Annotated in this window: 20 protein-coding genes; 18 read left to right on the top strand and 2 right to left on the bottom strand. The window is 73.2% G+C overall.

Annotated elements, in window-relative coordinates:
• Positions 1-118 precede the first annotated feature (118 nt).
• The 10 genes from ABZ624_RS04690 (at position 119) to ABZ624_RS04735 (ending at position 14,399) form a co-directional block, all read left to right on the top strand.
• On the top strand, positions 119-562 hold the full coding sequence (locus ABZ624_RS04690) for an SRPBCC family protein (RefSeq protein ID WP_360082584.1): 444 nt from the start codon (positions 119-121) through the stop codon (positions 560-562).
• A 162-nt stretch (positions 563-724) separates the two neighbouring features.
• Positions 725-3,121 carry an MFS transporter gene (locus ABZ624_RS04695; RefSeq protein ID WP_360082586.1) on the top strand — a complete coding sequence of 799 codons (2,397 nt, stop codon included), beginning with the start codon at positions 725-727 and terminating at the stop codon, positions 3,119-3,121.
• Between the two features lie 163 nt (positions 3,122-3,284).
• Entirely contained in the window at positions 3,285-5,747 is a 2,463-nt protein-coding gene (locus ABZ624_RS04700; RefSeq protein WP_360082588.1) for a SpoIIE family protein phosphatase, read from the top strand.
• Between the two features lie 143 nt (positions 5,748-5,890).
• Positions 5,891-6,604, top strand: a complete 714-nt coding sequence (locus tag ABZ624_RS04705; protein ID WP_360082590.1) for a methyltransferase domain-containing protein — start codon at positions 5,891-5,893, stop codon at positions 6,602-6,604.
• Positions 6,605-6,782: 178 nt separating this feature from the next.
• Positions 6,783-7,616 carry a M55 family metallopeptidase gene (locus tag ABZ624_RS04710; RefSeq protein WP_360082592.1) on the top strand — a complete coding sequence of 278 codons (834 nt, stop codon included), beginning with the start codon at positions 6,783-6,785 and terminating at the stop codon, positions 7,614-7,616.
• Positions 7,609-8,925 carry a M20/M25/M40 family metallo-hydrolase gene (locus tag ABZ624_RS04715; RefSeq protein ID WP_360082594.1) on the top strand — a complete coding sequence of 439 codons (1,317 nt, stop codon included), beginning with the start codon at positions 7,609-7,611 and terminating at the stop codon, positions 8,923-8,925. Before ABZ624_RS04710 ends, ABZ624_RS04715 begins: the two co-directional genes overlap by 8 nt.
• A 14-nt stretch (positions 8,926-8,939) precedes the next feature.
• Entirely contained in the window at positions 8,940-10,892 is a 1,953-nt protein-coding gene (locus ABZ624_RS04720; protein ID WP_360082596.1) for a prolyl oligopeptidase family serine peptidase, read from the top strand.
• A complete protein-coding gene (locus tag ABZ624_RS04725) occupies positions 10,889-11,812 on the top strand; it encodes an LD-carboxypeptidase (RefSeq protein ID WP_360082598.1) in 924 nt (307 codons plus the stop codon). The genes ABZ624_RS04720 and ABZ624_RS04725 overlap by 4 nt, the downstream gene beginning before the upstream one ends.
• Before the next feature lie 218 nt (positions 11,813-12,030).
• On the top strand, positions 12,031-13,764 hold the full coding sequence (locus tag ABZ624_RS04730) for a CocE/NonD family hydrolase (protein ID WP_360083197.1): 1,734 nt from the start codon (positions 12,031-12,033) through the stop codon (positions 13,762-13,764).
• An 83-nt stretch (positions 13,765-13,847) separates the two neighbouring features.
• Positions 13,848-14,399: a GNAT family N-acetyltransferase gene (locus ABZ624_RS04735; protein WP_360082600.1), complete on the top strand. Its 552-nt coding sequence runs from the start codon at positions 13,848-13,850 to the stop codon at positions 14,397-14,399.
• Positions 14,400-14,671: 272 nt separating this feature from the next.
• Here ABZ624_RS04735 and ABZ624_RS04740 read toward each other — a convergent pair whose 3' ends face one another.
• Positions 14,672-15,019: a VOC family protein gene (locus ABZ624_RS04740; RefSeq protein ID WP_360082602.1), complete on the bottom strand. Its 348-nt coding sequence runs from the start codon at positions 15,017-15,019 to the stop codon at positions 14,672-14,674.
• Positions 15,020-15,099: 80 nt separating this feature from the next.
• Between ABZ624_RS04740 and ABZ624_RS04745 the strand changes: the two genes are divergently transcribed.
• On the top strand, positions 15,100-15,519 hold the full coding sequence (locus ABZ624_RS04745; RefSeq protein WP_360082604.1) for a phage holin family protein: 420 nt from the start codon (positions 15,100-15,102) through the stop codon (positions 15,517-15,519).
• Here ABZ624_RS04745 and ABZ624_RS04750 read toward each other — a convergent pair.
• On the bottom strand, positions 15,516-16,472 hold the full coding sequence (locus tag ABZ624_RS04750) for an LLM class F420-dependent oxidoreductase (protein WP_360082606.1): 957 nt from the start codon (positions 16,470-16,472) through the stop codon (positions 15,516-15,518). The genes ABZ624_RS04745 and ABZ624_RS04750 overlap by 4 nt on opposite strands.
• Before the next feature lie 200 nt (positions 16,473-16,672).
• Here ABZ624_RS04750 and ABZ624_RS04755 point away from each other — a divergent pair, with 200 nt between their 5' ends.
• The 7 genes from ABZ624_RS04755 to ABZ624_RS04785 all read left to right on the top strand — a co-directional run bounded on the left by ABZ624_RS04755 (position 16,673) and on the right by ABZ624_RS04785 (position 23,462).
• Positions 16,673-18,613 carry an FAD-dependent oxidoreductase gene (locus tag ABZ624_RS04755; RefSeq protein WP_360082607.1) on the top strand — a complete coding sequence of 647 codons (1,941 nt, stop codon included), beginning with the start codon at positions 16,673-16,675 and terminating at the stop codon, positions 18,611-18,613.
• Positions 18,614-18,694: 81 nt separating this feature from the next.
• The gene (locus ABZ624_RS04760; protein WP_360082608.1) at positions 18,695-20,542 is read left to right on the top strand and encodes a transketolase; all 1,848 of its coding nucleotides are present in this window, start codon (positions 18,695-18,697) and stop codon (positions 20,540-20,542) included.
• Positions 20,539-21,477, top strand: a complete 939-nt coding sequence (ligD, locus tag ABZ624_RS04765; RefSeq protein ID WP_360082610.1) for a non-homologous end-joining DNA ligase — start codon at positions 20,539-20,541, stop codon at positions 21,475-21,477. Before ABZ624_RS04760 ends, ligD begins: the two co-directional genes overlap by 4 nt.
• Before the next feature lie 45 nt (positions 21,478-21,522).
• Positions 21,523-21,903: a gas vesicle protein gene (locus tag ABZ624_RS04770; RefSeq protein ID WP_360082612.1), complete on the top strand. Its 381-nt coding sequence runs from the start codon at positions 21,523-21,525 to the stop codon at positions 21,901-21,903.
• 70 nt (positions 21,904-21,973) lie between these two features.
• A complete protein-coding gene (locus ABZ624_RS04775) occupies positions 21,974-22,393 on the top strand; it encodes a gas vesicle structural protein GvpA (RefSeq protein WP_360082614.1) in 420 nt (139 codons plus the stop codon).
• Positions 22,390-23,169 (top strand): GvpL/GvpF family gas vesicle protein, encoded by a 780-nt coding sequence (locus tag ABZ624_RS04780; RefSeq protein ID WP_360082616.1) that lies wholly within the window; start codon positions 22,390-22,392, stop codon positions 23,167-23,169. Before ABZ624_RS04775 ends, ABZ624_RS04780 begins: the two co-directional genes overlap by 4 nt.
• Before the next feature lie 35 nt (positions 23,170-23,204).
• Entirely contained in the window at positions 23,205-23,462 is a 258-nt protein-coding gene (locus tag ABZ624_RS04785) for a gas vesicle protein GvpG (RefSeq protein WP_360082618.1), read from the top strand.

The raw sequence follows: 23,462 nt of genomic DNA on the forward strand, positions 1-23,462 counted from the left end.
GCCCTGCGCACAGAATAGAACATGTGTTCCCGTGATCGTGCGACCCCCGATTTGGGTGGCCGGGCACCGGGGTGGTTGGCTTGCCCCAACCCCGAGAAACCAGGTCGTGGAGGAAGCAATGGCGCAGGTCGAGGCCACTACGGAGCGGGTCGTCGCGGCGGACGCGGAGAAGGTGTTCGACGCCCTCGCCGACTACCGCGGCACGCGGCAGAAGCTGCTGCCCGAGCACTTCAGCGAGTACGAGGTCCGCGAGGGAGGCGACGGCGAGGGCACCCTCGTCCACTGGAAGCTCCAGGCCACCAGCAAGCGCGTGCGCGACTGCCTCCTGGAGGTCAGCGAGCCCACCGACGGCGAGCTGGTCGAGCAGGACCGCAACTCCTCCATGGTCACCACCTGGCGCGTCACCCCCGCCGGCGAGGGCAGCTCCCGGGTCGTCGTCACCACCACCTGGAAGGGCGCCGGCGGCATCGGCGGCTTCTTCGAGAGGACCTTCGCGCCCAAGGGCCTCGGCCGGATCTACGACGCCGTGCTCGCCAGGCTGGCCGCCGAGGTCGAGAAGTAGCCCGAACGCCGCGACGGTGAAGGGGCGTTGCCCCTCGGGGGACCCCTTCACCGGTTCGAGTGGACCTCCTCCTCGTCCCGAACCGTGCCGTAACTCGCCGAAGTTGTTCGCAGTTGTCGCCTTACGCGGGAAATGTGACAGGTGCGACGAGGGGAGCGGTACGTGGGCGGCACGACTCTGATGCGGGACCAGTCGCTCACCGCGCCCCCCGGCGCGCCCGCGGCCCCACCGGCCGGGACCGCCGAACCCGGCGCCCGCCGCGTCGGGCTCGTGTTCTCCGGGCTGATGCTCGCCCTGCTGCTCGCGGCCCTCGACCAGATGATCGTCGCGACCGCGCTGCCGAAGATCGTCGGCGAACTGCACGGCCTGGACCGGATGTCCTGGGCGATCACCGCCTATCTGCTCACCTCCACCATCGGCCTGCCGCTGTACGGCAAGCTCGGCGACCTCTTCGGCCGCAAGGGCGTCTTCCAGTTCGCCATCGCCGTCTTCGTCGTGGGCTCCGCGCTCGCCGGCCGGTCGCGGTCGATGGACCAGCTGATCGCCTTCCGCGCGCTCCAGGGTGCCGGCGCGGGCGGGCTCATGACCGGCGTGCAGGCGATCATCGCCGACATCGTGCCGCCCCGGCGGCGCGGCCGCTACATGGGCCTGATCGGCGCCGCCTTCGGCCTCGCCTCCGTCGCCGGGCCGCTGCTCGGCGGCTACTTCACCGACCACCTCTCCTGGCGCTGGTGCTTCTACCTCAACGTCCCCTTCGGCCTGGTCACCCTCGCCGTCGTCACCCTCGTCCTGAAACTCCCCGAGCCGCCCAGCCGCGGCCGCCTCGACGTGCCCGGCGCGCTGCTGCTCGCCACCGCCTCCACCTGCCTGGTCCTGCTGACCACCTGGGGCGGCACCCAGTACGCCTGGGACTCCCGGCGGATCATCGGCCTCGGCGCCGGCGCCTTCGTCGCCGCCGTCCTCTTCCTCGTCGCCGAGCGCTTCGCCGCCGAACCCCTCATCCCGCTCCGGCTGTTCCGCGACTCCGTCTTCAACGTCAGCGGCCTGGTGGGACTCGTGACGGGCGTCGCCCTGTTCGGCGCCGCCAGCTATCTGCCGACCTTCCTGCAGATGGCCGACGGAGCCAGCGCCACCGAGTCCGGGCTGCTGATGCTGCCCATGATGGCCGGGATCGTCGGCGCCTCCGTCGTCGGCGGACAGCTCGTCAGCCACACCGGCCGCTACAAGATCTACCCCGTACTCGGCGGCGCCGTCTCGGCCGCCGGCATGTGGCTGCTCTCCCACCTCGAAGCGGACACGCCCCGGCTGCACTACAGCATCTGGATGGCCGTCCTCGGCGCCGGCATCGGCCTGGTGATGCCCGTCCTCGTCCTCGCCGTGCAGAACTCCGTACGGCCCGCCGACCTCGGCACCGCCACCAGCGCCGGCAACTACTTCCGGCAGATCGGCGGCAGCGTCGGCGCCGCGGTCTTCGGCACCCTTTTCGCGAACCGGCTCACCTCCGCGCTGCACAAGGAGCTGCCCCCGCGCGCGGGCACCGCGCTGCCCGACCCCGACTCGGTCACTCCGCAGCTCGTCCACGCGCTGCCCCCGGCGCTGCGCGACGCCTACATCCGCGCCTACGCCGACGCGATGCCCCGGATCTTCCTCTACCTCGTCCCGGTGCTCGTCCTCGGCGTGCTCGTCGCCTTCTTCCTCAAGGAGAAACCACTGGTGTCCCACCACACCACCGAAGCCGAGCCCGATCCCGAGCCTGAGACCGTGAACCCCCCGATCCCGCAGGCGCGTTCCCCCTACGCCGCCGGAGTCCCCGTCTGCGGTACGGTGCAGCACCCCGACGGCACCGTGGTGCCCCGCGCCGCGCTCACCCTGATCGACGTCGCCGGAGCACAGATCGGCCGGGGCGCGAGCGGCGAGGACGGGCGGTACGCGCTCAGCACACCCGGCTCCGGGTCGTACGTGCTCATCGCCGCCGCCGGCGGCCACCAGCCGCAGGCCGTCTCCGTCACCGTCGGCGAACGGCCCGTCGAACTCGACGTCGTACTCGGCGGCGCCGGACGCCTCGCCGGCAGCGTGCTCACCGCCGACGGCACCCCCGTGCGCGACGCCACCGTCACCCTCACCAATGTGCACGGCGAGGTCGTCGCCACCACCCGCAGCGGCCGTGAGGGCGGCTACGTCATCACCGAACTGGTCGCCGGCGAGTACACCCTCGCCGCCGGCGCCCCCGCCTTCCGCCCCGCCGCCCTCCCGGTCACCGTGCAGGCCTCCCGGGAGACCCGGCAGGACGTCGAACTCGCGGGCGGCGCCGTGCTGAAGGGCACCGTCCGGTCGAGCGGCGGACGGCCCGTGGAGGACGCCCGCGTCACGCTCCTGGACGCCGCCGGGAACGTCGTCGACACCCTCACCACCGCAGCGGACGGAATGTTCCGGTTCGTCGACCTCGCGTCCGGCGAGTACACCGTCATCGCCGCCGGTTACCCGCCGGTCGCCACCGTGCTCCAGGTCGCGGGCGGCGGCCGTACCGAACGGGACCTCCAGCTGGGCCACGAGGACTGAGCGGGCCGAGCGGGGGCGCGCGCAGGACTGCGAGCTGCGCGCCGGTGCGATCCGGTGAAACCAATTCCAGGATTGCCACACATCGCGACCGGCCGCCGCCGTACCGTAGTGGCGGGCGGCACAGATCGTTTGCGGACAGCCGTGGGGAGAGAGGGCCTGGGCCATGGACCGAGGCAGCGAGCGGGAGACACCTCCCGGGAGCGGCGCCGGCGGCGCGGCGGCGGGCCGGATTCCGCTGGCCGTGGTCGTCGTCGACCACGACGGCCTGGTGTCCCACTGGAGCAGCGGCGCCCGGCGCCTGTTCGGCGTGGGCAGGGAGGACGCCGTCGGCCGTGCCGCGGCCGACCTGCTGCCCGTCTCCGGCGCCCTGCCCGAGGACCTGCGCGGCGACGCGATGCCGGACGCCTACGAGGAGTACGGCGCACTCGGCCCCGGCCTGGAGGCCTCGCTCGGCGGGCACACCGGCTACGCTACCGCCGGCCGCGCCCGTCTCTTCCCGCCCGCGCAGGAACCGGACGGCGAGCGGCTGGACGTGCTGTGGTGGGCCTACCCGCTGGTCGGGCCCGGACCCTTCCGGTTGCTCGTGCTCGCCGCCGACGCCACCCGGCTGCGCGACGAGCGCGGCTACGACGACGAGACCGCCGAACGCATCTCGCCCGGCTTCGCCCGCCACACCGAACTGCCCGCCTTCGAGGAACTGGAACGGCGGCTGCCCGAGATCCTGCCCAACATGGGCCCCGGACTGAGCGGCCGCATCGTCTCGCAGGTGCTCGAACTGGGCTATCCGGTCCTGGAGTTCAGCCAGTTCGACCGGGTGCCCGTCACCCCGTACTGGGGCGTGCCCCGCCGTCCCGGGCGCCCGCGCGCCGAGGCCGTCGTACCACAGCAGCGGCCGGCGGCCGTCGCGGTCCCGGAAGGCGCCGAGCAGGACCTGGAGTACGCCGCCGTGCGCGAGCGGCTGGAGTTCCTCAACGAGGTCAGCTCCGCCATCGGCACCTCCCTCGACCTCGGCGCGACCATCCGCGAGGTCACCAGCGCCGCCGTACCCCGGTTCGCGGACTTCGCCGGCACCCACCTGCGCGCCGCCGTCCTCGCCGGCGAGGGATTCCCGGACGGCCCGCCGGACGCCCACACGGTGATGTTCCGCGTATGGGTCGAACACAACGACGAACCCGGCCGCTGGGACGACACCGTGCCGGTCGGCGAGTCCTTCGCCTTCCCCGAACACACCCCGTTCTACCAGTGCATGGTCACCGGCGAACCGGTGATCGTCCCGCGGGTGACCGAGGAGCTGGGCGACCGCATCTCCGGCGAGTTCGAGAAGCGCGACCTCAGGCCGCTCATCACCGGCCGCTCCCTGCTGATCGTCCCGCTCAAGGCCCGCAACGTCGTCCTCGGCTTCATGGTGCTGATGCGCCGCCCGGACCGCCCGGCCTTCGACGACATCGACCGCACCACCGGCGCCGAACTCGCCGCCCGCGCGGGCCTCGTACTCGACAACGCCCGCATGTACACCTACCAGGAGAACGTCGCCGACACCCTGCAGGACAGCATGCTCCCGCAGGTCAGCCCCCGGATGGCCGGCTGTGACATCGCCACCCGCTATCTGCCCGGCACCCGGCTCGGCCGGATCGGCGGAGACTGGTTCGACACCATCAAACTGCCCGGCTCGCGCACCGCCCTCGTCGTCGGCGACGTCATGGGACACGGCCTCAACTCGGCCGCGATGATGGGCCAGTTGCGCACCGCCGTGCAGACCATGGCCGCCATGGGGACGCCGCCCGCCCAGCTTCTGCGCAACCTCGACGACCTGGCCCGCAGGCTCGGCGACACCTACCTCGCCACCTGCCTCTACGCCGTCTACGACCCGATCCGCGGCGAACTGCACCTCGCCAACGCCGGACACATCCCGCCCGTCCTGGTCCGCGCCGAGGACGGCAGCAGCGAACTGCTCGAACTGCCCACCGGCGCCCCCATCGGAGTAGGCGGCGTCCCCTTCGAGGCCACCCGGGTCAGGGTGGGACCCGGCGACCGGCTGGTGCTGTGCACCGACGGCCTGGTCGAGGTGCGCGGCTGCGACATCGGCGAGGGCCTCGCCGCGCTCTGCGAGTCCGCCGCGCATCCCGCCGCCTCCATGGACGACGCCTGCGACACCATCATCCGCGCCCTGAACACGCGCGGCGGCCGCAAGGACGACGTCGCCCTGCTCATGGCCCGCCTCAACGGCATCCCCGACGACCACGTCGCCGAGTGGCGCTTCGACGCCGACCCGCGCGAGGTCGGCCGGGCCCGCCGCGAGGTCCGCGCACAGCTCCTCACATGGGGGCTGCCGCAGACGGTGGAGACCGCCGAGCTGCTGGTCAGCGAGGTCGTCACCAACGCCGTCCGGCATGCCCAGAGCGAGCCCGTCGGGCTGCGCGTGGTCCGCACCGACGCACTGCTGTTCGAGGTCACCGACGACGAACCCGGACTGCCCGAGATGCTCAGCGCCGGGCCGTACGACGAGTCCGGCCGCGGCCTGCGCGTGGTCAGCCGGCTGGCCCGGGAGTGGGGCGCCAGCGCCACCGGGCACCGTAAGACCGTGTGGTTCGAACAGGCCATCACCGGAAGAGCCGCAAGAGGATGACGAGCAGGGGGCGTGCGGCCGCCGGTGCGCGCCCCCCGGCTCCACTGGCGTCCGTACATCCGGTGAAGGTGGCCGCCCGCCCCTTGCCCCACCGCGGGTCCCCGCGATATCCCGATCACGGAACCGAACCGTGGGGAGATCGCATGAACGTCTCGGACAAGTACCGCAGCAACTGGGAGAGTTACTGGAGCGAGACCTCCGACGAGGCGGGGGAGGCGATCTGGGACTGCGACCCGGCCCTGTCCGCCGCACCGCACAGCGCCCTGCTGCTGCCCCACGCGGACCCGGCGCGCACCATCGTCGACCTCGGCTGCGGCAACGGCACCCAGACCCGCTACCTCGCCACCCGGTTCGCGCGCGCCGTCGGCGTCGACCTCTCGCACGCCGCCGTCGAGCACGCCCGCCGCACCACGCAGGACGACGCCGTGGAGTTCCAGCAGCTCGACCTCACCGACGGCGGCGCCGTACACGCCCTGCACGAGCGGCTCGGCGACGCCAACGTCTACATGCGGGCCGTCATCCACCAGAGCGAACCCGAGGCGCGGCCCGCGGTCGCCGCCGCCGTCGCCGAGATCATCGGCACCGAGGGGCGCGCGTTCGTCGTCGAACTGACCTCCGGCTCCCGGGACGTCCTGGGACGCGCCGTGTCCGAGGGCCCGGGGCCCAAGCTGCAGCGCGTCTTCCACCACGGGCTCAAGCCCGCCGACGCCGACGACGAGGAGATCCCGCGGCTGCTCGACGCGGCCGGCCTGAAGGTCCTCGCCGAGGGCGACACCGCCCTGCCGCAGACCGAGCACCTGGCCGACGGCACCCGCATCGACCTGCCGGCCCGCTGGTTCGTCCTCGCCCGGGCGTAGGCCCTCAGGGGTGTGCAGCCCACCGTGCCGCACACCCCGCTTCGCTGCCCGGCACAGGACGGTCCGAGATCCGGGCACCGGCAGAAGAACCGGCGGACGGCGAACCGGCGGACGGCGGACCTGACGGTGCCGTCGGGGTCGTAGCATGGCCGCGCCCCGGCGCGTAACGTGACGCAGCATGAAGATCCTCATCAGCGCCGACATGGAGGGGGCCACCGGCGTCACCTGGCCGGCCGACGTGCTGCCGGGGACGCCGCAGTGGGAGCGGTGCCGGTCGATGTTCACCTCGGACGTGAACGCCGCCGTGGCGGGCTTCCTCGACGGCGGAGCAGAGCACGTCCTGGTCAACGAGGCCCACTGGACCATGCGCAACCTGCTGCTGGAACAGCTCGACGAGCGGGTCGAGATGCTCACCGGGCGGCACAAGTCACTGTCCATGGTGGAGGGCGTGCAGCACGGCGACGTGGACGGCATCGCGTTCGTCGGCTACCACGCGGGCGCCGGCATGGAGGGCGTCCTCGCCCACACCTACCTGGCCAACCAGATCACCGGGGTGTGGCTGAACGACGTCCGCGCCAGCGAGGGCCTGCTCAACGCGCACGTCGCCGCGGAGTACGGCGTCCCCGTCGTTCTCGTCACCGGTGACGACGTGGCCTGCGAGGACGCGCTCGGGTACGCACCGGAGGCGCTGAAGGTCGCGGTGAAAGACCATGTGTCGCGGTATGCGGCGGTCTGCCGCACCCCGGCCCGGACCGCCGCCGACATCCGCGCAGCCGCCAAGGAGGCCGCACAGCTGGCGGTGCGCCACGCACCCGTTCAGGCCGGGCCGTTCACGCTCGCCGTGGAGTTCGACGCCGAGCATCTGGCGATGGCCGCGACCGTCGTGCCCGGGGTCGCACGGACCGGGGAGCGGAAGGTGGCGTACACCAGCGCCACCATGTACGAGGGGATCAGGACGTTCAAGGCGGTCACCACGATCGTCTCCGCCGCCGTGGAGGAGCAGTATGGCTGACCAGCAGGCCGACGACCTCGCCCTGGAGGAGGTGGTGGAGTTCACCTCCGGCCTGATCCGCATCGACACCACCAACCGGGGCGGCGGGGACTGCCGGGAGCGGCCCGCCGCCGAGTACGCGGCCGAGCGGCTGGCCGGTGCGGGGGTGGAGCCGCTGCTGCTGGAGCGCACGCCGGGCCGCACCAACGTCGTCGCCCGGATCGAGGGCTCCGACCCGTCCGCCGACGCGCTGCTGGTGCACGGTCACCTCGACGTGGTGCCCGCCGAGGCCGCCGACTGGAGCGTCGGCCCGTTCTCCGGCGAGATCCGCGACGGGGTGGTGTGGGGGCGGGGCGCCGTCGACATGAAGAACATGGACGCGATGATCCTCGCGGTCGTCCGCGGCTGGGCCCGGGCCGGCGTACGGCCGCGCCGGGACCTGGTGATCGCGTTCACCGCCGACGAGGAGGCCAGCGCCGAGGACGGCTCCGGCTTCCTCGCCGACGAGCATCCCGAACTGTTCGAGGGCTGCACCGAGGGCATCAGCGAGTCGGGAGCCTTCACCTTCCACGACGGCGCCGGCCGGCAGATCTACCCGATCGCGGCGGGGGAGCGGGGCACCGGCTGGCTGAAGCTCACCGCACGCGGCCGGGCCGGGCACGGCTCCAAGGTGAACAGGGAGAACGCGGTGACCCGCCTCGCCGCCGCCGTCACCCGGATCGGCGAGCACGCCTGGCGCCCGAGACTCACCCCGACCGTGCGGGCCGCGCTCACCGAACTCGCCGCCCTCTACGGCATCGAGCCCGACCTCACCGACGTGGACCGGCTGCTGGAGAAGCTCGGCCCGGCCGCCCAGCTGGTGGAGGCGACCGTCCGCAACAGCGCCAACCCGACGATGCTGAACGCCGGTTACAAGGTGAACGTCATCCCGGGCGAGGCGGTCGCCTACGTCGACGGCCGCTGTCTGGCAGGCACCGAGGAGGAGTTCACCGCCACCCTCGACCACCTGACCGGCCCGGACGTGAGCTGGGAGTTCGCGCACCGGGAGGTGGCCCTGCAGGCGCCGGTGGACTCGCCCACGTTCGCCGGGATGCGGGCCGCGGTAATGGAGTTCGCGCCCGACGGGCACGTGGTGCCGTACTGCATGTCGGGCGGCACGGACGCCAAGCAGTTCTCCCGGCTCGGCATCACCGGCTATGGGTTCACCCCGCTGAAGCTGCCCGAGGACCTCGACTACCAGGCGCTGTTCCACGGCGTGGACGAGCGGGTGCCCGTCGAGGCGCTGCACTTCGGCGTCCGGGTGCTCGACCGCTTCCTGCGGACGGCCTAGGGGACGGAGGCGAGGTGCTGACGTCACCGTACGGATCATGGCCGTCGCCCATCGACGCCGAGCTGGCCGCCGCGTACGACGGGCAGCCGGAGTGGGTGGGCTTCGTCGGGGACGAGGTGTGGTGGACCGAGCCCCGGCCGGCCGAGGGCGGCCGGCGGACGCTGGTGCGGCGCACGGCCGCCGGCACGGAGGAGGTCGTGCTGCCCGCGCCGTGGAACGTGCGCAACCGGGTGGTCGAGTACGGGGGCCGGCCCTGGACCGGTGCGGTGGACGACGGCGGACCGCTCGTCGTGTTCACGCACTTCGCCGACCAGCGGCTGTACCGGTACCGGCCCGGCGGCCGGCCGCGCCCGCTGACCCCGGTCTCCGCGGTGGGCGGCGGCCTGCGCTGGGCGGACCCCCATCTGGACCTCGCGCGCGGCGAGGTGTGGTGTGTGCTGGAGGAGTTCACCGGCGACGGCCCCTCGGACCTGCGGCGGGTTCTGGCGGCCGTACCGCTGGACGGCTCCGCCGCCGAGGACCGGTCCGCCGTGCGTGAACTGACCGACGGCCGGCACCGGTTCGTCACCGGACCGCGCGTCTCGCCCGACGGCCGCCGGGCGGCCTGGCTCGCCTGGGACCATCCGCGGATGCCGTGGGACGGAACGGAACTGCTCGTCGCCGAGATCGGTGCCGACGGCATGCTGCATACCGTCGACACCGTCGCCGGCGGGCCCGAGGAGGCGATCGCACAGGCCGAATGGTCGACGGACAACCGTCTTCTGTATACGAGCGACCGCAGCGGCTGGTGGAACCTGTACCGGGACGGCACCCCGCTGTGCCCGCGCGAGGAGGAGTTCGCCGGACCGCTGTGGAAGCCGGGCCTGCGCTGGTTCGCGCCGCTGGACGACGGTCTGGTCGCGGTCGTACACGGTCGGGGGTCGACCGTACTCGGGATACTGGATACAGAATCCGGGGAGATCGTCGACGTCGCCGGACCGTGGACCGAGTTCGGCGCCACCCTTGCCGTCCACGGCGGGCGCGTGGTCGGCGTCGGCGCCAGTCCGCGTTCCGCGTACGAAGTGGTCGAGCTGGACACCGCCACCGGCCGGGCCCGCGCCATCGGCTCCCGGCACCGGGACGCCGTCGACCCCGCCTACTACCCCGAGCCGCACATCCGCACCTTCACCGGCCCGGACGGCCGCGAGGTGCACGCCCACGTCTACCCGCCGCACCACCCCCGGCGGACCGCACCCGACGGCGAGGCACCGCCCTACGTCATCTGGGCGCACGGCGGCCCGACCAGCAGGGTGCCGCTCGTGCTGGATCTCGCCATCGCCTACTTCACCTCCCGGGGCATCGGGGTCGCCGAGGTGAACTACGGCGGCTCCACCGGGTACGGCCGGGCCTACCGGGAGCGGTTGCGCGGGCAGTGGGGCGTGGTCGACGTCGAGGACTGCGCCTCCGTCGCCCGCGCCCTCGCCGAGGAGGGCACCGCCGACCCGGACCGGCTCGCGATCCGCGGCGGCAGCGCCGGCGGCTGGACCAGCGCCGCCTCCCTGGCCACGACCGACGTCTACGCCTGCGGCACCATCGTCTACCCGGTCCTCGACCTGGCCACCTGGGGCCCCGGCGACACCCACGACTTCGAGTCCCGCTACCCGGAGTCGCTGATCGGGCCGCTCGCCGAGGTCCCGGCCCGGTACGCCGAACGGTCGCCGACCGCGCACGCCGACCGGCTGACCGTGCCGTTCCTGCTGCTCCAGGGCCTGGACGACGTGATCTGCCCGCCCGCCCAGTGCGAACGCTTCCTCGCCCGGATCGCGGGCCGGGACCTGCCGCACGCCTACATCACCTTTGCGGGGGAGGGACACGGGTTCCGCCGGGCCGATACGATGATCCGCGCCCTGGAGGCCGAAATCTCCCTGTACGCCCAGGTGTTCGGGCTGGATGTGCACGGCGTCCCGAGACTGGAGCTGCACACGTGAAGGAACTGACACGGCCGAGGCGGCTGGCCCCGGGCGCCCGGGTGGCCGTCGTCGCCACCAGCGGGCCGGTGCCCGAGGAGCGGCTCCAGGCGGGGCTCGACGTGCTGCGCGGCTGGGACCTCGACCCGGTGGCCGGGCCCCATGTCCTGGACCGGCACGCCGAGTTCGGCTACCTGGCCGGCACGGACGCCGGCCGCGCCGCCGATCTGCAGAACGCCTGGTGCGACCCGGCGGTGGACGCGGTGCTGTGCGCCCGCGGCGGATACGGGGCACAGCGCATGACCGACCTGCTGGACTGGGAGGCGCTGCGGGCGGCCGGGCCGAAGGTCTTCGTCGGGTTCAGCGACGTCACCGTCCTGCACGAGGCCTTCGCCACCCGCCTCGGGCTGGCCACGCTGCACGGGCCGATGGCGGCCGGCATCGACTTCGTCAAGAACGCCCGGGCACAGGAGCATCTGCGGGCGACGCTCTTCGCCCCCGAGACCGTCCGCACCATCGCCTCCGGCGGCAGGGCCCTCGTGCCCGGCCGGGCCCGCGGCGTCACCCTCGGCGGCTGTCTGTCCCTGCTCGCCGCGGAACTCGGCACCCCGCACGCGCGCGCCTCGGCGGCCGGCGGGCTGCTGTGCCTGGAGGACGTGGGCGAGGAGACGTACCGGCTGGACCGGTATCTCACCCAACTGCTGCGCGCCGGCTGGCTGGAGCGGGTGCGCGGGGTGCTGCTCGGCTCCTGGCAGCAGTGCTCCGGTTACCAGGAGATACGGCCGCTGCTGGCCGACCGGCTCGGAGCGCTCGGGGTACCGGTGGTGGAGGAGTTCGGCTTCGGCCACTGCGCCGGCGCGCTGACGATACCCTTCGGCGTCGCGGCCGAACTCGACGCGGAAGCCGCGACGTTGACGCTCGACGAGCCCGCGCTGCGCTGACCGCGTCCCCTGAATCCCCGTCAAGAAACCATGCGCGCGACGATCGACCCGCGCCTGACACGTGTCACAGCATGCTCCTCGGCCAGACCTACTGGTCGGTATCCGTGTGCCCCAGTGTGGAGGACCCCGTGCCCCGACGTGTGCCCCGACCGGCGCGCCGCCGCGCGTCCCGACCCCGTGCCGCCCTAGGACAGAAGGCGCTCACCGCGCTCCTCGGCGTGGCCCTCACCGCCCCCCTCACGCTCGCCGCCGGCCCGGCCCACGCCACCGGTCAGTACACCGTCACCCCACTGAAGTTCACCGTGCAGGCCGGCGGCCGCAGATGTACGGTCGACGCCGACCTGTACCGTCCCGCCGGCGCCGACCACGCCCACCCCGCGCCCGCCGTCCTCGGCACCAACGGCTTCGGCGGCAGCAAGTCGGACGGCTCCACCGACGCCATCGGCAAGGTCTTCGCCGAGCGCGGTTACGTCTCCCTCGTCTACTCCGGCCTCGGCTTCGGCCAGACCGGCTGTCTGATCTCCCTGGACGATCCCGGCATCGACGGCAGAGCCGCCTCCCGGCTGGTCGACTTCCTCGGCGGCAAGCGCACCGCCGACGACGGCACCCGCGCCGACTTCGTCACCCTCGACGCCCCCGGCGATCCCCGCGTCGGCATGATCGGCGGCTCCTACGGCGGCGCGATCCAGCTGGCCACCGCTGCCGTCGACCACCGCGTCGATGCCCTCGCCCCGCTCATCACCTGGAACGACCTCGCCTACTCCCTGGACCCGAACAACGCCGTCGACGCCCCCCACGTGCCCGGCGCCTTCAAGTGGCAGTGGACCAACGGCTTCTACCTGGCCGGCGAGAGCCAGCCGCTGACCGTCCCGAACCTCGACCCGTCCCGGATCAACTCGCTGGCCTGTCTGCACTTCGTCTCCGACGTCTGCGACACCGTCCGCACGTTGAACTCCGGCAACTACCCGCCCGACCGCACCGCCCGGCTGCTCGCCTACACCCGCAGGGTCTCCCCGGCGAGCTACCTCCCCCGTGTGCAGGCGCCCACCCTGCTCGTCCAGGGCCAGGCCGACAGCCTGTTCAACCTCAACGAGGCGACGGCCAGCTACCGCACGCTCAGGGCCCAGGGCACCCGGGCCGCGCTGATCTGGCAGTCCTGGGGGCACAGCGGCGGAATCACCGACCCCGCACCCGGCGAACTCAACATGGTCCGGGGCGACCTGGAGTCCAGCTATGTCGGCCGGCGCATCCTCGCCTGGTTCGACCACTACCTGAAGAAGGACAAAAGCGCCGGCGCCGGCCCCTCGTTCGCCTACTACCGGGACTGGATCACCGACCCCGCCCACACCTACGCCACCGCCGGCCGGGTCCCCGCCCTCAGCCGTACCCTCTACCTCTCCGGCGACGGCAAGCTGGTCGACAACCGCGCCGAGGTGACCCGCGGCAGCCGCAGTTACGCCAACGGACCCGTCCCCACGAGCCATTCGGAAAGCTCCCTGACCGGGTCCGTCGGCCTGCCCGACCCGGAGCCGTACGACACCAAGGGCACCTACCTCGCCTGGACCGGCGCGGCCCTCACCAGGAACCTCGACGTCGTCGGCGCCCCCAGGGCCACCCTCAGGGTCGTCTCCCCGCAGGCCGAACGCACCCAGAACTCCGGCGACGCCGCCGACCGGCTGGTGCTGTTCGCCAAGCTGTACGACGTCGCGCCCGACGGCACCCAGACGCTGGTCCACCGGCTGGTCGCACCGGTCCGGGTGCCGGACGTGACCAAGAGCTTCACCGTCACCCTGCCGGGCATCGTGCACCGGTACGCGCCCGGGCACCGGCTGCGGTTCGTGATCGCGGCGAGCGACGACGCCTACTTCGGCAACCGGGGGATCAAGCCGGTGACCGTGGTCAGCGCGCCCGGGGACACCGGGGTGCTGCGGCTGCCGGCCGTCGGCGGCTGAGCCGGGCCCGGGGCGAGGCGGGCGGGGTGCGAAAACCGGGCGACCGCACGGCCGGCCACGCCGTAGCGCCGTAAGCTGGGCCGATGCCGCACACCGCACCCCCCTACCTCGCCGAGGGTCCCCGCGTGGCCATCCGTCACTTCACCCTGGAGGACGGCCCCGAGTTCACCGCACGGACCCGCGAGAGCAAGGACCTGCACCGGCCCTGGCTGTTCCCGCCGGACACCGAGGAGGCCTACGCAGGCTACGCCGGCCGGCTGATCGAGGACCCGGCCAAGGCCGGCTTCCTGGTGTGCGAGAAGGACAGCGGGGACATCGCCGGGTTCATCAACATCAACAACATCGTGCGCGGCGGCTTCCAGTGCGGCGCCCTCGGCTACGGGGCCTTCGCGCACGCCGCCGGGCGCGGCCTGATGCGCGAGGGCCTCGACCTGGTCATCGGGTACGCCTTCGGGCCGCTGGGACTGCACCGGCTGGAGATCAACGCGCAGCCCGAGAACACCGCCTCCGTCGCGCTCGCCCGGGGCGCCGGGTTCCGGCACGAGGGCTTCTCACCGAACATGATCTACATCGACGGCGCCTGGCGCGACCACGAACGCTGGGCGCTCACCACCGAGATGCGGCCCGCCCCGTGAGCGCCGCGAGCGCCTTTGCGCAATCCTGACCAGCAGGCCCCCTGACCCAGTGCCGCGTCGCCGGGTTCCAGGGTCACCGTGACGAGGATCCGACGTGACGGCATCGACCGCACTCGCCCCCTCAACGGCCCCTGCACCGCGACTACTTCCACGAGGTGCCGGACGGCCACCGCCGCCGGATCGCCGCGCTGGACGCCGACGGGCACGGGCTCGTACAGACCTTTCCGGATGCGGTCCCGGACGCCCTGAGCACCGGGTGGGGGCCGGGCGGCTCAGCTGCGCTGGTCGACGTACTCGAAGACCGAGCCGTCCGGATGCATCGCCAGCAGATTCCGGCCCACCGGCGTCGGCACCGGCCCCGCGACGATCCGGGCACCGAGGTCGGTCAGCAGCCGGTGCGCCTCGTCGACGTCCTTGACCGCGATGGTCGCCGCCACCCGGCGCAGGATCTCCAGCTCCGCCTCCGGGCCGCTCATCAGCAGAAAGGAGCCGATCGCGGCGACCTGGACCCCGCCGCGCTCGAAACGCAGGGCTCTGCCGCCCGCCAGCCGCTCGTAGAAGGGGATCGCGGTCTCGAGGTCGTCGACGCAGATGCGCAGCGAGGCGCCCAGAATCTCCATGCGTCCGAGCCTAGTTGGGGCGGCCCCGGCCGTGCAGAGGGCCCGCGTTACCCGCTGTGTCCGCCGGGTACCCGCAGGGTATGGACCGTTTGGAGCACCTGGAACACCTGGACAAGCACCTTGTCGAAGAGCTGGCACAGGTGGCACGCGAGACGGTACGCGACGAACTGCGCGAGCAGAGCCGCAAACAGCGCCGCACCGCCCTCCTCTACGCCGCCTCCGGCGCCGCCGCCCTGTACGCGGGCGCGGCCGTGGCCCTGGCAGTGGGCCTCGCCCTGGCGATCGGCCTGCCCGGCTGGGCTGCCGCCCTGATCACGGCGGCGATCCTGGGCGCGGCCGCATACGCCCTGCGGGGGGCCGCCCACCCGAAACACGGTGCCCCCTCCGCGCCGGGCCGCGTCATCGGCGGTACCGCGCCGGCCGCCCCGCCGGGTGGCCTGGGCGTGCCGTACCCGCCGATGCCGACGGAACCTCCGGACACGGGCCACCACAGGGCCTAACCCAGCAGCTGGGGCAGTACCTTCGTCCGGTAGAAGTCGAAGAACCCCTTCTGGTCCGCGCCGATCTGGTTCACATACACCCGGTCGAACCCGGCGTCGGCGAACGCCTTCAGCGTGGACACATGCTGCTCGACATCGTCCCCGCACACCACCTTCTCGCGGACCATCTCCTCGGTGACCAGCTCGTGCAGCTGCTCGAAGTGCCGCGGCGACGGCAGCACCTGCCCCATCTCGCCGGGCAGCAGCTCGTTGTACCAGAGCGAGTGCACCGTACGCACGCACTCCTCGCGATCGGCGCCGTAACACACCTTCGTGCCGCCGCTGACCGGTTTCGTCCCGCCCCCGCCCTTGCGGAACCGCGTGACCATCTCCTCCTCCGGCATCATCGTGATGTAGCCGTCGCCCACCCGTGCGGCCAGCGAGGTCGCCTTCGGGCCGAAACCGGAGATGTCGATGGGGACGGGTTCGTCGGGCACCGTGTAGAGGCGCGCGTTCTCCACGGTGTAGTGCGTGCCGTGGTGGCTGACCTCCTCCCCGGTGAACAGCCGGCGCATCACCTGGATCGCCTCCTCCAGCATCTCCAGGCGGACGTTGAGCGGGGGCCAGTGGTCGCCGAGTATGTGCTCGTTGAGCGCCTCACCCGTGCCGACGCCGAGCCGGAACCGGCCGTCGGTCATCACCGCGCTCGTCGCCGCGGCCTGCGCCGTCACCGCCGGATGCATCCGCACGGTCGGACAGGTCACGGCCGTCTCGATCGGCAGCGACACCGCCTCCGACAGGGCACCGATCACCGACCACACGAACGCGCTCTGCCCCTGCGCGTCGTTCCACGGGTGGAAGTGGTCGGAGATCCACAGCGCCTGGAAGCCGGCCTGCTCGGCCATCCGGGCCTGCTCGACGAGCGCGGCGGGGTCGTGCTCCTCGCTCGCCAGGAAATAGCCGTACTCGGGCATGGCACGTACCTCCGTGTCGGCGCCACCGGTCCGGGTGTGATCCGGTCCGGGCCCGGGTAACCGGGGGCCCCGGCGCGAAACGCGGGCGGTGCCGCGTCCGGGTGCCGTGACCGGCGTACGGGTGACCCGCCCGGCGTTTGGGTGCCCCGGCCCCGGTTACGCGGAAGGCCTCGGACGAGCCACACCGCCGGAGGCGCACCGTGAGCCGACCTCATGTCGTGATCGTCGGCGCCGGTTTCGCCGGGTACCGGGCTGCCCGCACACTGGCCCGCCTCACCCGCGACCGGGCCGACATCACCCTGCTGAACCCGACCGACTACTTCCTGTACCTGCCGCTGCTGCCCCAGGTCGCCGCCGGCATCCTGGAGGCCCGCAGGGTCACCGTGTCGCTGCCGGGCACCCTGCGCGGGGTGCGACTGGTGCTCGGCGAGGCGGACCGCGTCGACCTCGACACGCGCACCGTCCACTACACCGGCCCGGAGGGCGGCACCGGCACCCTCGGGTACGACCGGCTGGTGCTCAGCGTCGGCAGTGTCAACAAACTGCTGCCCGTCCCCGGGGTCGCCGAGCACGCGCACGGGTTCCGCGGGCTGCCGGAGGCGCTGTACCTGCGGGACCACGTGACCCGGCAGGTGGAGCTTGCCGCCGCGGAGGAGGACGCGAAGAACTGCGCCGCCCGGTGCACGTTCGTGGTGGTGGGCGCCGGCTACACCGGCACCGAGGTGGCCGCCCAGATGCAGCTGCTCACCGACCGGCTGGCGCGCATGAACCCGCTGCCCGGCGGGACGCGGCCCCGCTGGCTGCTGCTGGACGTGGCGGAGCGCGTGCTGCCGGAGCTGGACCGGCGGCTGTCCCGCACCGCCGACCGGGTGCTGCGGGCGCGGGGTGTGGACGTACGGACGGGTACGTCGGTGAAGGAGGCCACGCGTGACGGGGTGCTGCTCACCGACGGGGAGTTCGTGCCGACCCGGACCCTGGTGTGGTGCGTGGGCGTACGCCCGGATCCGCTGGTGGAGACCGTCGGGCAGCCACTGGAGCGGGGCCGGCTGATCGTCGACCCGCATCTGCGGGTGCCGGGCCGGCCCGAGGTGTCCGGCTGCGGGGACGCGGCTGCCGTCCCGGACCTGGAGCGGCCCGGGTCGTTCACGCCGATGACGGCCCAGCACGCCTGGCGGCAGGGCCGGGTGGCGGGCGAGAACGTGGCCGCCTCGCTCGGCCTCGGCCGGCGTCACCGGCCCTACCGCCACCACGACCTGGGGTTCGCCGTCGACCTCGGCGGGGTGCAGGCCGCCGCCAACCCGTTCGGCATCCCGCTGTCCGGTCCGGCGGCCGGCGCGGTCACCCGCGGCTACCACCTGGCCGCACTGCCCGCGGGCCGCGTCCGGGTGGCCGCCGACTGGCTGCTGGACGCCGTACTGCCGCGCCAGGGCGTCCAGTTGGGCCTCGTACGCTCCTGGTCCGTCCCCCTGGACACGGCCACCCCCGAACTGGCACGCGTCCCGGCCGAACCACCCGGACTCGACGGACCGGCCCAGGCGAACGGGCCGGGACGGTCGGGCGGCCCGGACCGCGCGGAGGTGCCGGGGCGGTCGAGCGGGCCGGAAGGTGTGGGTGGATCGGATCGTGCGGAGGAGCAGGAAGGGGTGGGCAGGCCGGGCCAGGCGGAGGGGCCGGGACGGTCGGGCGGGCGGGATCGCACGGGCGGGCCGGAAGGCGTGGGGGGCCCGGAACGCGCGGAGCAGCCGGGACGGTCGGGAGGACCGCAGCGGGCGCAGGGCCCGGCACGCGCAGGCGGCCCTGAACCGGCGGGCGGGCCGGCGGCCACCGAGCGCGGGGACCACCCCGCGCCCGGGCCCGTCAGGCGCGCCGACGCCCCGGACCAGCCCCCTCCCGTGCCGAACAGGCATACGGACCCTCCGGATCATCCGGCCCCTGGCCCGGTCCGGCGTACCGATGTCCCGGGCCACCCTGCCCGCGTCCGGCGTACCGATCCGCCGGATCACCCCGCCCCCGGCCCCAACAGGCATACGGACCCTCGGGATCACCCGGCCCCCGGCCCGGTCCGGCGTACCGACCCTCCGGATCACCCCGCCCCCGGCCCCGTGAAGCGTGCCGATCCGCCGGGCTCCGCCGGCCGGTGACCGGTCGGTCGGGATCGCCGGCCGGTGTCCGCCGGGCCGTGCCGTCCCTCGGACCCCACTCGACTCTGTGCAAGGAGACTCATGAACACCGCCGAACTCGCAGAACTGGGACAGCAGTTGCGCGTGGACAGTGTGCGGGCGTCCGCCGCCGCGGGATCCGGGCACCCCACCTCCTCGATGTCCGCCGCCGACCTGGTGGCCGTCCTCCTCGCGAACCATCTGCGCTACGACTTCGAACGCCCCGAACACCCCGCCAACGACCGCTTCGTGCTGTCCAAGGGACACGCCTCGCCGCTGCTGTACGCCGCGTACAAGGCGGCCGGTGCCATCGAGGACGGCGAACTGCTCACCTTCCGCAGGATCGGCAGCCGGCTCGAAGGGCATCCGACGCCCCGGCGGCTGCCCTGGGTGGAGACCGCCACCGGATCCCTCGGCCAGGGCCTGCCGGTCGGCGTCGGCATCGCCCTCGCCGGAAAGCGCCTGGAACGCACCGGCTACCGCGTGTGGGTGCTGTGCGGCGACAGCGAGCTGGCGGAGGGCTCGGTGTGGGAGGCCGCCGAACACGCCGGGCACGAGCATCTCGACAACCTGATCGCGATCGCGGACGTCAACCGGCTCGGCCAGCGCGGCCCCACCCGGCACGGCCACGACCTGGACGCCTACGCCCGCCGCTTCCAGGCCTTCGGCTGGCACACCGTCGAGATCGACGGCCATGACGTCGACAAGATCGACCGGGCCTACGGCGAGGCGCTGTCCACGGCCGGGCAGCCCGTCGTGATCCTCGCCCGCACCCTCAAGGGCAAGGGCGTCGCCGCCGTCGAGGACCTCGAGGGCCACCACGGCAAACCGCTGCCGGACGCCGAGGAGGCCATCGCCGAACTGGGCGGACCGCGCGAGCTGCACGTCCGGGTCAGCGAGCCGCCGGCCGCCGCCGCGCTGCGCGACCTGACCACCGAGGTGCTCCAGCTGCCGCGCTACGACGAGGGCGACGAGGTCGCCACGAGGGACGCCTTCGGCGCGGCCCTCGCCGCGCTCGGCACCGCCCGCGGCGACGTCGTCGCCCTGGACGGCGAGGTCGGCGACTCCACCCGCACCGAGGAGTTCGCCAAGGCGCACCCCGAGCGGTTCTTCGAGTGCTACATCGCCGAGCAGCAGCTGGTCGCCGCGGCCGTCGGCATGGCCACCCGGGGCCTGCTGCCGTACGCCTGCACGTTCGCCGCGTTCCTCACCCGCGCCCACGACTTCGTCCGCATGGCGTCCATCAGCGGCTCCGGCATCAATGTGGTCGGCTCGCACGCCGGTGTCGCGATCGGGCAGGACGGGCCGTCGCAGATGGGCCTGGAGGACCTGGCGATGTTCCGCGCCCTCCACGGTTCGACCGTGCTGTACCCGTGCGACGCCAACCAGACCGCCCGGCTGGTCGCGGCCATGGCCGGCCTCGACGGCATCCGCTATCTGCGCACCTCGCGCGGCAAGACGCCGGTGATCTACGGCCCCGACGAGGAGTTCCCGGTGGGCGGCAGCAAGACGCTCGTCAGCAGCGAGGAGGACCGGCTGACGGTCGTCGCGGCCGGGGTCACCGTGCCGGAGGCGCTGGCCGCGGCCGACCGGCTCGCCGAGGACGGCATCCGGGTGCGGGTGATCGACCTGTACTCGGTCAAGCCCGTCGACGCGGACACGCTGCGCCGGGCCGCCGAGGAGACCGGCTGTCTGCTCACCGTGGAGGACCACCACGCCGAGGGCGGCCTCGGTGACGCCGTCGCGGAGGCCTTCGGCGACGGCCGGCCGGTGCCCCGGCTGGTCCGGCTCGCGGTGCGGACCATGCCGGGTTCGGCGGCGCCCGACGAGCAGCTGCACGCGGCCGGTATCGACGCCGTGGGCATCGCGGCGGCGGCCAAACTGCTGGTGGAGGAGGCGGTCGTGCGATGAGCGACGACGCCGGCGCGCGGACCCTGCGGGCGGGCCGCCGTTCGGTCGCGGTCCAGCGGCCCGGGAAGGTGCTCTTCCCGGGCCGCGGGGGCGCCAGGGAGTACACCAAGGGCGACCTCGCCGACTACTACCGGTCCGTCGCCCCCTACCTGCTGCCGCACCTGCGGGGCCGTCCGCTGATGCTGGAGCGGTATCCGGACGGCGTGGACGGGCAGCGGTTCCTGCAGAAGAACACCCCGGAGCACTATCCGGACTGGATCGAGCGGGCCGAGGTCGCGAAGGAGGGCGGCACCGTCACGCACGTCGTCTGCGGCGACACCGCCACCCTGCTCTACCTCGCCGACCAGGCCTGTCTCACCCTGCACCGCTGGCTCTCGCGCACCGACCGGGCCGGCGGCGCCGATCACCCCGACCGGCTGGTCTTCGACCTGGATCCCCCCGGCGACGACTTCCGCCGGGTGCGTGAGGCGGCCGGATGGCTGCGGGAGCTGCTGGAGGAGCTGGGGCTGCCCGCCGCGCCCATGACCACCGGCTCGCGCGGACTCCATCTCGTCGTCCCCCTCAACGGCCGCCACGACTTCGACGACGTGCGGGAATTCGCCCACGAGGTGGCCGGGTGCGCCGAGTCCCGGCATCCGGACCGGCTCACCACCGCCGCCCGCAAACAGGACCGCGGCGACCGTCTCTACCTCGACGTGCAGCGCAACGCCTACGCGCAGACCGCCGTCGCCCCCTACACCGTCCGGGCCCGCCCCGGCGCCCCCGTCGCCGTACCCCTCGCCTGGGAGCAGCTGGACGACCCCGGGCTCGACGCCCGCCGCTGGACCATCGCCGACGCCCTCGACCAGGCCCGCACCGACCCCTGGGCCGGCCTGCCGAACCGCGGGCGCGGCCTGGGCCCGGCCCGGCGGCGTCTCGCGGACATCCGCTCCTGAAGGTTTGGCCAGGGCATGAGCGGCCACCCGCAGGGGGAGGTGGCCATGTCGAACACAAAAAACACACCCCAGTCACAGAGTTCACCAGAAACCCAAGACTCACAGGAGTCGCAGGAGTCACAGAACGACACGCGGCACAAGGCGGACGAGCGGCGGCCGGCCCCCATGGAGGTGCTGCGCCAGGCCCGGAGCCAGCTCGCCGAACTCACCGGACTGGCCCCTGAGTCGGTGACCTCCTTCGAGCAGACCGAGGACGGATGGGTGCTCGAGATGGAGGTCCTCGAACTGGCGAGGGTGCCGGACACGATGAGCCTGATGGCGAGCTACCAGGTCGACCTCGACGGCGACGGGCAGCTCACCGGCTACCGGCGCGTTCGCCGCTACGAACGCGGCCGGTCCGACGCGCGCCGGCCCGGCGGCCGGTAGGCCGCCCCATCGCCCGGCGCGTCCGCGGAGCCACCGTGCTACCGACTATTCAAGAGGAGGAACGGCCGGCATGACCGTTGTCCCGGCACAGCAGACCGGAGGCGGAGGCGGCAGCAGCGGCCTCTACGACGTACTGGAACTGGTCCTCGACAGGGGACTGGTGATCGACGCCTTCGTGCGGGTCTCCCTGGTCGGCATCGAGATCCTGAAGATCGACGTACGGGTCGTGGTGGCCAGCGTCGACACCTACCTGCGGTTCGCCGAGGCGTGCAACCGTCTCGACCTGGAGGCGGGCCCCCGCAAGAGCCCCGGGCTGCCCGACCTGGTCGGCGAGATCACCGAGTCCGGTGCCCACGGCAAGTCCAAGGGCGCCCTGTCCGGTGCCGCCGAGACCATCTCCGACGCCTTCAAGCAGGCCCGCGAGGAGGGCGGCGAGGCCCGGCCCCGCCCGCGTAAGTCCGCGCCCCGCCGGAAGGAGGAGCAGGAGTGAGTATCTACGTCTACGGGATCACCGCCCGCTCGCACCCCGCCCTTCCCGAGGGCATGACCGGCGTGGGGGAGCCGCCCCGGCCGGTGCGGGTCCTCACGGCGGGCGAGCTGGCCGCCGTGGTCAGCGACGCCCCCGAGGGGCTGCGGCCCAAGCGCCGGGACCTGCTCGCGCACCAGAACGTGCTGGCCGAGACCGGCGCGGGCGGCTGTGTGCTGCCCATGCGGTTCGGGAACCTGGCGCCCGACGACGACACCGTCGTCCAGGTGCTCGGCGAGCGCGCCGAGCACTACCTGGAGCGGCTGAAGGCCCTGGACGGCAGGGTCGAGTACAACGTCAAGGCCAACCATGTCGAAGAGGCCGTCCTGCATCGCGTGATGGCCGAGAACGCCGAGATCCGCACCCTCGCCGAGGCCAACCGGCATGCCGGGGGCGGCAGTTACGAGGACAAGCTGCGGCTCGGTGAGATGGTCGCGGCCGCCGTCAAGGCCAAGGAGGCCGAGGACGCCGCCGAGGTGCAGGCCGAGCTGGAGCCGGGCGCCGCCGCGGTCAGCGCCGGCCCGCAGTCCACCGGCTGGCTGCTCAACGTCTCGTTCCTGGTGGCCCGGGACGCGGCCGAGGACTTCCTCGCCGCCGTCGAGCGGGTCCGCGCCGGCCATCCCCATCTCGAGCTGCGCGTCAACGGCCCGCTGCCGCCCTACAGCTTCGTCGATCCCGGTCCCGCGCAGCCGGCGGCCGACACCGCCGGCGCGGACCAGGCCGCGGACACCGGGGCATAGGCGGGAGGGACGGGCCCAGGCGGAAGGAGGAGTCCATGGGACTGATCAAGGAGGTGCTGCTGCTGCCGTTCGCACCGGTGCGCGGCAGCGGCTGGGTGATCGGCCAGGTCCTCCGCGAGGCGGAGCGGATCTACTACGACCCCGCCACCGTACGGGCCGAACTCGCCCGACTCGAAGAACAGCTGGAGGCGGGTGAGATCACCGAGGAGGAGTTCGACCGGCGCGAGGACGAGCTGCTCGACCGGCTGGAGACCGCCCTGCACTCCGGCGACACCACAGGCGACGGGACGTGA

The sequence above is a fragment of the Streptomyces sp. NPDC007205 genome, assembly GCF_040634095.1.
Classification (GTDB): domain Bacteria; phylum Actinomycetota; class Actinomycetes; order Streptomycetales; family Streptomycetaceae; genus Streptomyces.